This is a genomic window from Glycomyces tarimensis, assembly GCF_054776215.1.
The window spans coordinates 429,075-440,136 of the sequence record NZ_BAAHCB010000001.1 but is presented as its reverse complement, the minus strand read 5'-3'; the positions used below and the strand labels follow the sequence as shown (position 1 = coordinate 440,136).

Annotated in this window: 10 protein-coding genes and 1 pseudogene; 10 read left to right on the top strand and 1 reads right to left on the bottom strand. The window is 70.4% G+C overall.

Annotated elements, in window-relative coordinates; all coding sequences use genetic code 11:
- Positions 1-172 precede the first annotated feature (172 nt).
- The 9 genes and pseudogenes from nadD to ACYVK3_RS02075 all read left to right on the top strand — a co-directional run.
- Entirely contained in the window at positions 173-775 is a 603-nt protein-coding gene (gene nadD, locus ACYVK3_RS02115) for a nicotinate-nicotinamide nucleotide adenylyltransferase (RefSeq protein ID WP_460495583.1), read from the top strand.
- A 122-nt stretch (positions 776-897) separates the two neighbouring features.
- Positions 898-1,308, top strand: a complete 411-nt coding sequence (gene rsfS, locus ACYVK3_RS02110; RefSeq protein WP_460495582.1) for an RsfS/YbeB/iojap family protein — start codon at positions 898-900, stop codon at positions 1,306-1,308.
- Positions 1,305-1,967, top strand: coding sequence for a histidine phosphatase family protein (locus ACYVK3_RS02105; RefSeq protein ID WP_460495581.1), 663 nt, complete (start codon positions 1,305-1,307; stop codon positions 1,965-1,967). The genes rsfS and ACYVK3_RS02105 overlap by 4 nt, the downstream gene beginning before the upstream one ends.
- Positions 1,968-2,005: 38 nt before the next feature.
- The gene (locus tag ACYVK3_RS02100) at positions 2,006-2,491 is read left to right on the top strand and encodes a hypothetical protein (RefSeq protein WP_460495580.1); all 486 of its coding nucleotides are present in this window, start codon (positions 2,006-2,008) and stop codon (positions 2,489-2,491) included.
- A 13-nt stretch (positions 2,492-2,504) separates the two neighbouring features.
- Positions 2,505-3,356 (top strand): DegV family protein, encoded by an 852-nt coding sequence (locus ACYVK3_RS02095; RefSeq protein ID WP_460495579.1) that lies wholly within the window; start codon positions 2,505-2,507, stop codon positions 3,354-3,356.
- Between the two features lie 105 nt (positions 3,357-3,461).
- Positions 3,462-4,220 carry a helix-hairpin-helix domain-containing protein gene (locus ACYVK3_RS02090; RefSeq protein ID WP_460495578.1) on the top strand — a complete coding sequence of 253 codons (759 nt, stop codon included), beginning with the start codon at positions 3,462-3,464 and terminating at the stop codon, positions 4,218-4,220.
- Entirely contained in the window at positions 4,217-6,526 is a 2,310-nt protein-coding gene (locus ACYVK3_RS02085) for a ComEC/Rec2 family competence protein (protein ID WP_460495577.1), read from the top strand. Before ACYVK3_RS02090 ends, ACYVK3_RS02085 begins: the two co-directional genes overlap by 4 nt.
- 143 nt (positions 6,527-6,669) lie before the next feature.
- A complete protein-coding gene (holA, locus tag ACYVK3_RS02080; protein ID WP_460495576.1) occupies positions 6,670-7,704 on the top strand; it encodes a DNA polymerase III subunit delta in 1,035 nt (344 codons plus the stop codon).
- Positions 7,697-7,939, top strand: a pseudogene (locus ACYVK3_RS02075) (hypothetical protein); the annotation flags it as partial. The gene holA and the pseudogene ACYVK3_RS02075, both read left to right, overlap by 8 nt.
- Positions 7,940-8,141: 202 nt before the next feature.
- Here ACYVK3_RS02075 and rpsT read toward each other — a convergent pair.
- Positions 8,142-8,414: a 30S ribosomal protein S20 gene (gene rpsT, locus ACYVK3_RS02070; RefSeq protein ID WP_460495575.1), complete on the bottom strand. Its 273-nt coding sequence runs from the start codon at positions 8,412-8,414 to the stop codon at positions 8,142-8,144.
- Positions 8,415-9,157: 743 nt separating this feature from the next.
- Between rpsT and lepA the strand changes: the two genes are divergently transcribed.
- Complete coding sequence (lepA, locus tag ACYVK3_RS02065) at positions 9,158-10,990, top strand: elongation factor 4 (RefSeq protein WP_460495574.1); 1,833 nt, start codon at positions 9,158-9,160, stop codon at positions 10,988-10,990.
- The last annotated feature ends 72 nt before the right edge of the window (positions 10,991-11,062 follow it).

Genomic DNA, 11,062 nt, shown 5'->3' with positions numbered 1-11,062 from the left:
CGCCAAACATTGAACACGAGTACAGCAGCCCGCCGGCACCGCCGGCGGGCTGCTGTCGTTGACAGCGCCTGCGAGTGAGGGCCGCGACCGTGAGGTCGCGGCCCTCATCTGTGCCCGCTCACGGGTGAAGCGTCAAAGGGCCTCAGCGGGCCGAAGCTGTAGGATCTGCGCTGTGCAGGACCTGCCTAAGCGCCGCGTGGGGATCTTCGGGGGAACGTTCGATCCTCCTCACCTCGGTCATCTCGTCGCCGCCAGCGAGGCCGCGGCGCGAAGCCCGCTCGACGAGGTCGTCTTCGTGCCGACCGGCGACCCCTGGCAGAAGAACCGTCACCAGGTCACCGACGCCCCGACACGATTGGCGATGACCAGGCTCGCCGCCGAGCCCGATCCGCGGTTCCGCGTGAGCACCTGCGACATCGATCGGGCCGGCCGCACCTACGCCGTCGACACGGTCGCCGACGTCCGTGCCGAATACGACCACCCTGTCGACCTGTACTTCATCTTCGGGGCCGACTCTCTCGAGAACCTCCACACCTGGCACCGCGTCGACGAGCTGTGCAGGGTCGTCAAATTCATCGCTCTGAACCGGCAGGGGCATTCGCGCCGCCGAGTCGACACGTCGTTCGGCGTCGAGGTCGACTTCGTCGACATGCCGGGAGTCGATGTCTCTTCGAGCGAGTGCCGCCGGCGCGTGGCCGACGCCGAACCGATCCGTTACCTCGTGCCCGACGCCGTCGACGACTACATCGCCGAGCGCGGTCTCTACCGCCGCTGAGGACACTGGCGTGGCCCAGGCCGGGCGGCGGCAAACGGAGCGGAAGTTGTCGCCGGGGACGTGTAAGACTAGAGCGATACGCCGGAAGAACACCGGCCGGATTCTCGTCGATAGGGGAGTACGTGACCGCGACTGACACCGCCAAGACCCTGGCTTTTACCGCGGCCCAGGCGGCAGCCGACAAGAAGGCCAACGACATCAATCTGCGAGACGTCACCGAGAAGATCGCGCTCACAGATGTCTTCGTGATCGTCTCGGCGTCCAACGAACGGCAGGTCAAGGCGGTTGTCGACGGGGTCGAGGAGAAGCTCATCAAGCAGCACGACACCCGTCCGCTCCGCCGCGAGGGCAAGGGCGGCGGCGAGCAGTGGGTGCTGCTGGACTACGGCGAGATCGTGGTCCATGTCTTCCACCAGGAAGCGCGCCAGTACTTCGGCCTCGACGGTCTCTGGAAGGACTGTCCGCAGATCCCGTTCACCGACGCCGCTCTCAACGGCTCGAGGAGCGGCGAGGACGCCGAGGAGCAGCGGTGAACCGACTTCTGGTGGTGCGGCACGGGCAGACGGAATGGAACCTGTCGGGCCGCATCCAGGGCTCCTCGGACATCGACCTCGACGAGGTCGGCCGCGCCCAGGCCGTCGAGGCGGCTCCCGCCATCGCCGCGTACGAGCCGGTCCGGATCATCTCCTCGGACCTGCGCCGGGCCGTGGACACGGCCAAGCCGATCGCGGAGCTCACCGGTATCGAGGTCGAGCTGGACAAGCGCCTGCGCGAACGGGGCTACGGCCCCTGGGAAGGGCTGACGATGAGTGAGATCGCCGAGCGGTTCCCCGACGACCACCGTCGTTGGCGCTCCCAGGAACCGCTGCTCAACCCCGAGATCGAGACGTGGGGCGACCTCAAGCGCCGCACCGGTGACGCCGTTCGCGACATCGTCGAGACCGAGGTAGGGGGCACCTCGATCGTCGTCTGCCACGGCGGCTCGGCCCGTCAGATCGTCGGCGGCGTGCTCGGCTGGGACCACGACCACACCAGTCGGCTGTCGGGCATGGACAACTGCCACTGGGCCGACCTTCGGCAGCTGAAGTCAGGGAAGTGGCGCCTGTTCGGCTATAACCTCGGAGCGACCCCGCCCTATACGATCGGGATGAGCCCGCTCGCGAAAGGGCAGCTGGCGGGCGGCAAGCCGTAACGGTGCAACCGCAGTCCGATCCGAGGCGTCAAACCCGCATGGATACACCGAAACTTCACGTCAAGCGGCTCACCAGACTGCTCGGCGCCGCAACCTCCGGCCTGCTCATCGCAGGCGCTATCGCCGCTTGCGGTGGTGAGGACGGCGGCGGTGGAGAAGCGACGACCGCCGCCGAGACGACCTCGGAGGCGCCCGCGACCCAGCCGGAGTCGACGGAGCCGACCGAATCCGAGGAGACCGACATGCCCAGCGAAACCCCGCACCTGGACCCGTCCATGGGCTCCGACAAGCCCGGATCGACCGCCGAGATGACCATCACCGGCAAGATCGAGTCCGGCGTCGAATCCGGCTGCCTGATCATGCGCTACGACGGCAAGGTGTACGGCATCTTCGGCGAGTACGACGACTCAGTGGTGTACGCCGGAGCCGAGGTCACCCTGCACGGCCGCCTCGACCCGGAGATGATGTCGTTCTGCCAGCAGGGCACCCCGTTCGTGGTGGAGGAAGCCGAATCCGCCGGTTAGGTAGGGTGACCGGGTGACCGTCGCTGTCGTAACCGATTCCACCTCCGCGCTGCCCGAGCATTCGCGTGCCGCGCGGGGCAACCTCACGGTGCTCGGCATCCCGGTGCTCATCGGGGGGCAGGAGTACCGCGAGGGCGACGACATCGGCACCGAAGCGATCCTCAGGGCGCTGCGCGAACCGCGCACGACGGTGACGACTTCCCGGCTGTCGCCGGAGCTGCTGCGCGAGACCTATGAGCGACTGCTCGACGACGGCGCCGAGGGCGTCGTCTCCGTGCACCTGTCCGGCAAGCTCTCCGGGACCGTCGCCGCCGCGGAGGCGGCCGCCGCGAGCTTCGGCGGGCGCGTCGCGGTCGTCGACTCGCTCGGCGCCGGCATGGGCGTCGGCTATCCGGCGCTCGCCGCGGCCGACGTCGGCGACAAGGGCGGCGACGTGCTCGAGGCCGCCGCGGCAGCGCAGGAGGTCATCGCCCGCACCACCACGTACTTCTACGTCGAGACGCTCGAATACCTGCGCCGAGGCGGCCGGATCAGCACCGCGAAGGCACTCATGGGCACCGCTCTGTCGGTCAAGCCGATCCTCGGCGTCGACGACGGGCGCATCGACATGATCGAGAAGGTCCGCACGCCGACCCGCGGTTTGCAGCGCCTCGCGGCACTGGCCGTGGGTGACGCGGGCGAATCGGCGGTCGAGATGACGGTGCACCACTTGGGCGTCGAGCGGCGGGCCGAGGCCCTCGCCGGCTGGCTGCGCGAGCGATTCGCCGAGCGATTGCGGCGCATGGACGTGTGCGAAGTCGGCGCGGCGATCGGGGCCCACTGCGGGCCCGGACTGGTCGGCGTCATCACCCGGCGCCTGCCCTGAGCGCGGCGAACGGCCCGCCCGCGGTTGTCCACAGGGGCGAGCGAGTTGTCCACAGGCCCGAAAATTCCTGAGTCACGGCCGTAACCGCCGCTCGTTGAGCCGGGTATGGACCTCAAAGACCCACCCGAAACCGCGGCGCTCGCCGCGAGGCTCCGACTCAAGCTCGATGACATCGATGAGGCGCGGCGCGTCTGCACCGAGACCGTCGACGTCGCCGACGGCGAGGCCGCCGAACCGCCGGAACGTCCGACGCTCGCCGACCGCGCCGAGCAGATACAGGCGCGGCTCGGCCTCTCGCATCTCAACCGCAAGGTGCTGACGGCCGTCGCGGTCGTCGTCGCGGCCGCCGGGCTGTTCCTCACTATCCTCGCCTGGCCTCGATCCGAACCGGTCGCGACGGCGGCCGCCGAACCGACCGCCGCCGAACCGGCGCCACCGGCGACGATCGTCGTCTCGGTCGCCGGGGCCGTCGAGGAACCCGGCATCGTCGAGCTCGAGGAAGGATCGCGCGTGGCCGACGCGATCGAGGCCGCCGGCGGCCTGGCCGAAGGCGCCGACCCGGGTTTCCTCAACCTCGCGCGCGTCGTCGCCGACGGCGACCTCGTCGCGGTCCCCGACGCCACAGCGGAAGCGGGCGCGGCCGCGCCCTCCGGCGGCGACACAGGAGGCGGCGGCCTCGTCAATATCAACGTGGCCGATGTCGGCGAGCTGACCACGCTCACCGGCATCGGGCCGGTCCTGGCGGAGCGGATCATCGCCCACCGCGAGGCCAACGGCAGCTTCCAGTCGATCGACGAACTCGCCGAAGTCCAAGGCGTCGGCCCGAACATGCTCGAGCGGCTGCGCGAGCAGGTGACACTGTGAGCGCCGCACGGCACCTCGAATCCTCCGACGTGGTCCGCCGGGACTGGCGGCTCCCGTTGGCGGCCGGAGGCGCCTGGGGCGCGGCCCTCGGCTGCCTCCACGGCGGCACCGTCACCGGCGTCCTCACCGCCCTCGGCTGCGCCGCCCTGGTCGTCGTGGCGCTCAGACGGCACGGTGAACTGTGGGCGGCGCTCGCCACGATCGCGTTCGGCGCGCTGCTCGCCTCCGCCGCCACCACCGTGCACGTCACGGTCCGCGACGACGACCGACTCGGCCGCCTCGTCGCCGCCGAAGCCGTTGGCGAGGCCGAGCTGGTGATCGACACGGCCCCCAAAGCGTCGGCGCGCAGCTCCGGCGTCCACACCGCGAACGCCAGGCTGCGGTCGTTCTCCACTGAAACGCGCGCCCTGCGCGGCAACTGGCGGATCCTGCTCGTCGCCAGCGGCGACGAATGGGCCGCGGTGATCCCGGGCCAGCGGCTCAGCGCCGAAGCGGTGGTCCGCGAGGCCGACCCAGGCAGACTGACGGCAGCCGTGGTCAGCGCGCGTGGACCGCCCGAGGCCCAGGGACGGCCGTCGGTCCCGCACCGCTTCGCGGCGCACGTCCGCGACCGCCTCGCCGAAGCGGCCTCGGCCGCGCCCGATCCCGAGTCGGGACTGATCCCGGCGCTCGCGGTGGGCGACACGTCCCGCATGGACCCCGGACTCGCGCAGGACTTCCGCACGACCGGGCTCGTCCACCTCGTGGTCGTCTCCGGATACCACCTCAGTCTCGTCGTCGGCGCGGTCCTCGGCCTCGCCGTGGCCCTGCGCGCCGGCCCCCGGGTCCGGGTGACCGCCGGCGCGATCGCAGTGGCGGGCATCGTCCTCGTGGCCGGTCCCCAGCCGAGCGTCATGCGGGCGGCCGTCATGGCCGGCATGACGCTCCTGGCGCTCGCCGCCGGCCGGCCGAAGGCCGTGATGCCCGCGCTGGCGACGGCGGTCCTCGTGCTCGTCCTGGCCGACCCGGACATGGCCGCCCAACCCGGGTTCGCGCTCTCGGTGGCCGCCTGCGCGGGCCTGGTGCTGCTGGCGTTCCGGTGGGCGAGGCCCCTGGAGCACCGAGGATGGCCGCAGGCGGTCGCGCTGGCGGTGACCATCCCGGCCGCCACCCAGGTGGCGGTGACCCCGCTCCTGGCGATGTGGGCGGGCGGGATCAGCCTCGTGTCCATCCCGGTGAACCTGCTGGCGACCCTGGTGGCAGCGCCGGTGGTGGTGCTGTCGGTCCTCGCCGCGGTCGCCGCGGCGCTCTGGCTGCCGGCCGGCGAGTGGTGCGCGCGGCTCGCCGCGATCCCCGCGAGGTGGCTGGTGTGGTTGGCCGAGACCGGCGCCGACGTCCCCGGTGGAGTGCTGCCGTGGCCCAAGGGCGTCTGGTGGGGCCTTCTCGCCGGTCTCATACTGGCGGTCCTGTTCGGGCTGCTGCATATGAGGCGCCTTCGAAGACCGCTCCTGGCGCTCCTCGCCGCGGCAGCGCTCGGGGCCGTCCCGGCCTGCCTGCTCACCGGCGGCCCGCCCTCGGGATGGGTCGTGACGATGTGCGACGTGGGCCAAGGCGACGCGCTGGTGCTGCCCGCCGGGGACGCGGTCGTCGTGGTCGACGCCGGGCCCGACGCGACGGCCGTGGACGCCTGCCTGGACGGCCTCGGCGTCGACCGGGTCGCGCTGCTCGTCCTCTCCCACTTCCACATCGACCACGCCGCCGGGATCGGCGGGGTGATGAACGGCAGGCAGGTGGAGGCCATCCTCGCGCCGCCTCCCGGCGAGGCGCGCTACGGCTTCGACATGGTGGCCGAGCACGCCGGCGACGTCCCGGTGCTGCCTCCCGTGCCGGGGCAGATCTTCGAGTTCGGAGCGACCAGACTGGAGGTGCTGTCGCCGCCCGAGAAGCTCCTGTCCGGGACGCGCTCAGACCCGAACAACAACTCGGTGGCCGTGCGTGTCGACGTGTCGGGCACGAGCGTCCTGCTGACCGGCGACGTGGAGCTGGAGGCCCAGCGGATGCTCCTCGACGCGGGACGGGGGCGCGACGTCGACGTCCTGAAGGTCCCCCACCACGGATCCTCGTTCCAAGTGCCGGAGTTTCTGGAGGCGGCCGACCCGGCGGTGTCCCTGGTGGGCGTCGGGGCCGACAACGAATACGGGCACCCCGACCCCGGACCGCTGGCACTGCTCGAGGAGTCGGGAAGCCTGGTCTTCCGCACCGACCTGGCCGGGACGATCACGGTGGTGAGGGAAGGGGACGCCTTTCGCGTGACGACCGAGGGGTGAGGCGCCGCTCCGCACGGGCCCGGGTGCAGCGGCCTCACTCGACTGCGGGAACGGGCGATGCCGTTCGGGTGATACCCGGGGGTGGATCTTCGCCCGCTCGCACACGGTTCCCCCAGCACACGGGCATGTCCGCCAGGGCGCCCATGAGAGGGAATCTGTGCCCGGCAACGGAAACATGGAAGGATGGAGGTGTGGCTGCACTCCATCGAATACGCCTCATCATGGGCGACGACGAATTCCTCGCCGAGCGGGCCGCCGCCGAGTACGTCACGGCGGTGCGGGCCGAACTGCCGTCCTCAGACCCCGAGGCGGTGGTCAACCGAGTCTCGGCCGCCGACCTCACCGCCGGGTCCCTCGCCGAGCTGACCAGCCCCACCCTGTTCGGCGGGGCCGTCGTCGCGATCATCGAGTCCGCGCACGACGCCGACAAGGACACCATCGCCGCGATCCTCCACTACGTCAAGCGCCCGGCGCCCGACATCTACATGGCCGTGTGCCACAACGGCGGCAACAAGGGCAAGGCGCTGACCGAGGGCCTCAAGAAGCTCGACGTGGACCTCGTGCGCGCTACCAAGATCAAACGGCATCCCGACCGGGTGGCGTTCGTGCGCGGCGAACTGCGCGCCGCGGGCGCCTCCCCGCGCTCGGCCTCCGCCGAGATCGCCGACACCATCATCCAGGCCGTCGGCTCGGATCTGCGCGAGCTCGCCTCGGCGTGCGCGCAGCTCGTGTCCGACACCGAGGGCAACATCACCGTCGACAGCGTCGCCCGCTACTACTCGGGGCGCGCCGAGGTCACCGGCTTCAGCGTCGCCGACGCGGCCGTGGCCGGCAACGCCGGCGAGGCGCTCGGGGCGCTGCGGTGGGCGATCCAGGTCGGCGTCGACCCGGTGCCGATCGCCGACGCGCTGGCGATGTCCGTGCGGAACCTCTCGCGCGTCGCGTCCGAACGGGGCGGCGCGAACCAGCTCGCCGGGCAGCTCGGCATGGCGCCCTGGCAGGTCGACAAGGCCCGGCGTCTGGCGCGCAACTGGACCGCCGACGGCCTGGCCGAGGCGATGCGGGTGTGCGCCAAGCTCAACGGCGAGGTCAAGGGCGGCGCCGACGACCGGGCGTGGGCGCTGGAGCACGCGATCCTGGAAATCACGCGACTGAGCGGGGCGGGCGGGCGTGTCTGAGTACCGTCACGGACGAGTGAAGCGTCCGCGCCGGCCCTGGTACTCACGGGCGCTGCGCTTGCGGCACGTCTACCTCTCCCACGCGTGGTGCGTGGTGTTCTTCGAGGGGGCGATCGCGCTCGGGCTGCTCATGGCACTCACCGAGCTCGTCTCCTGGTGGGTGGTGCTGGTGCTGCCGCTGTCGGTGGCGGCGATGGTGAAACTCAACGACGTGATCGCCGGAGCCGTGGACCGGGGACGGTGAAGGCGGACCGGCGTTCCCGTGTTCGCTCGGCTGCGCGCACCGGGGCGTAGTGGGGGCATCGCGTGCCTATCGGCTGGGGCGGTTACCGCCGAAGGAGTGAACGGAGCCGAGACCGATTCCGGAAATGCCGAAGACCCCGACAGGCACGGCCCGTCGAGGCCTCTTGCAAAGCTTGTGCTTTGGCAGGCCCGAGTTAGGCGGCCTCGACCAGCTTGTTGTATGCCGCAGCCATCTTCGACTTGCGCTGGGCGGCCTGGTTCTTGTGGATGACACCCTTCGAATAGGCCTTGTCCAGCTCGCGGCTGGCGGCCTTCAGGTGCGTTTCGGCGGCGGCGACGTCGCCGGTGGCCGCCGACTCACGGAACTTCCGGATGGCGGTCTTCAGCGACGACTTCACGGCCTTATTGCGCATCCGGCGCTTCTCGTTCTGCCGGTTGCGCTTTTCCTTGGACTTAATGTTCGCCACGCGTGAAGCCTCAGTTCGTGATTACTTGGTTCCTTACAAACCGCGTCGGGCGCAGGGCGCGCTCCGCGCGACTGTCAACGTTACCAGGAGCCGGGGAAGGCACACGTCCTGGGAGTCTGACCGCGAGCCAGATTACACCAGGTCGGGCGTGCCGCCGGCGGCCAGGCCCCCCGATGTCGCCTGGGTAACGCTTCCAGGCCTTCGGCGCGGTGCCGCCGCGCCGCGAGCGCCGGAAGGACGACCATGTCGACGATCTCCTCGATCGATGCGTCCGGCAGGTCCCCGGTGGTGGTGAACTCCGTGCGGCCCAGGTCCAACGGCACCGTCCGCGGCCGCGCGGCGACCTGCTCCTCGGAGATCTCACCGCTCGCGACCGCGCGCTCGAAACACGGCGCCCAACGAGCTCCCTATCGCCGCCGTCGGACCGCCGCAGGCCGTCGCCCAGGTCGCCGAGCGGCTCAACGCCGCCGAACTCGGCGGCCTGGTGCTCTTCCTCGCCGGGGCCGCCCGCGCCGAACCGGTCGCCGAACCGGGCGGCGCCAAGGTCTGATCCGCGAGGCCCCGATACGGCCGTTCCTCCCACGCACGGCGCCGCTCGCGGTGCCGCGACCCGGGCAGAGTGGCGGGAACGGCCTTCTTCGTCGGGCGTTCGGAGCAGGCCGTCTTCGTAAGGCAGAATTGGATCGCCCCACACGAGCAGTGCCGATCACGGCTCGCAAGCATCGCCGAGAAGGAAGGCCACCGTGACGAACGCGCCAGGTTCGACCGCTCCGGATTCGCTCCGGAACTTCTGCATCATCGCGCACATCGACCATGGCAAGTCGACGTTGGCCGACCGCATGCTGCAGATCACCGAGGTCGTCGACGCGCGCCAGATGCGCGCGCAGTACCTCGACCGGATGGACATCGAGCGCGAGCGCGGCATCACCGTCAAGTCGCAGGCCGTCCGCATGCCGTGGACGTCCCGCTCCGGTGAGCACGAGGGCGCCGAGTTCGTGCTCAACATGATCGACACGCCCGGCCACGTCGACTTCACCTACGAGGTCTCGCGATCGCTCGCGGCCTGCGAGGGCGCGATCCTGCTCGTCGACGCCGCGCAGGGCATCGAGGCGCAGACCCTCGCCAACCTGTACCTGGCGATGGGCAACGACCTGACGATCATCCCGGTGCTCAACAAGATCGACCTGCCCTCGGCGGACCCGGACCGCTACGCCGAGGAGCTCGCCCACCTCATCGGCTGCGAGCCCGAGGACGTCTTCCGCGTCTCCGGCAAGACCGGCGAGGGCGTCGCCGAGCTGCTGGACTCGATCGTCGAGCAGGTGCCGGCCCCGAAGGGCGACGCCGACGCGCCGCCGCGCGCGCTCATCTTCGACTCGGTCTACGACATCTACCGCGGCGTGATCACCTACATCCGCGTCATCGACGGCAGGCTCAAGGCCCGCGACCGCATCCGCATGATGTCGACCAGGGCCGACCACGAACTCCTCGAGATCGGCGTCATCAGCCCCGAGCCGGTACCCAGCAAGGCGCTCGGCGTCGGCGAGGTCGGCTACCTCATCACCGGCGTCAAGGACGTGCGCCAGTCGAAGGTCGGCGACACCGTCACCGACGAGCGCAAGCCCGCCGCCAAGGCGCTGCCCGGCTACACCGAGGCCAAGCCGATGGTGTTCTCCGGGCTCTACCCGATCGACGGCTCCGACTACGGGAACCTGCGCGAAGCGCTCGACAAGCTCCAGCTCAACGACGCCGCGCTCCAGTTCGAGCCCGAGACCTCCGCGGCGCTCGGCTTCGGTTTCCGCGTCGGCTTCCTCGGCCTGCTGCACCTGGAGATCATCCGCGAGCGCCTCGAACGCGAGTTCAACCTCGATCTGATCTCCACGGCTCCCAACGTCGTCTACCAGGTGACCATGGAGGACGGCGAGCAGGTCGAGGTCACCAACCCCTCGGAGTTCCCCGAAGGGAAGATCTCGCGCATCACCGAGCCGATCGTCAAGGCCACCGTGTTGACCCCGACCGAGTACATCGGCCCGGTCATGGAGCTGTGCCAGTCGCGGCGCGGCGTCCAGGAGGGCATGGACTACCTGTCGACCGACCGCGTCGAGATCCGCTACACGCTGCCGCTCGCCGAGATCGTCTTCGACTTCTTCGACCAGCTCAAGTCGCGTACCAAGGGCTACGCCTCCCTCGACTACGAGATCGAGGGCTCCCTGGAGGCCGACCTGGTCAAGGTCGACATACTCCTCCAGGGCGAGCGCGTCGACGCCTTCGCCGCGATCGTCCACAAGGACCAGGCGTACGCCTACGGCGTCCGGCTCGCCGAGCGGCTCAAGAAGCTCATCCCGCGCCAGCAGTTCGAGGTGCCGATCCAGGCCGCGATCGGCTCGCGCATCATCGCCCGCGAGAACATCCGCGCGCTGCGCAAGGACGTCCTCGCCAAGTGCTACGGCGGCGACATCTCGCGCAAGCGCAAGCTGCTGGAGAAGCAGAAGGAGGGCAAGAAGCGCATGAAGACCGTCGGCCGCGTCGAGGTCCCCCAGGACGCCTTCATCGCCGCGCTCCGCACCGACGAGAACTGAACCGCGACGTCAGCGAGGCGGCCCCGGGGAGATCCCGGGGCCGCCTATCGCTTCGCGCGGCTTGCTTCTCGC

Bases quoted from the DNA above. Each gene is read 5' to 3' on its own strand.
- ACYVK3_RS02090 (WP_460495578.1), top strand. From the start codon at position 3,462: ATGGACCTCAAAGACCCACCCGAAACCGCGGCGCTCGCCGCGAGGCTC.
- ACYVK3_RS02100 (WP_460495580.1), top strand. From the start codon at position 2,006: ATGGATACACCGAAACTTCACGTCAAGCGGCTCACCAGACTGCTCGGC.
- holA (WP_460495576.1), top strand. From the start codon at position 6,670: ATGAGAGGGAATCTGTGCCCGGCAACGGAAACATGGAAGGATGGAGGT.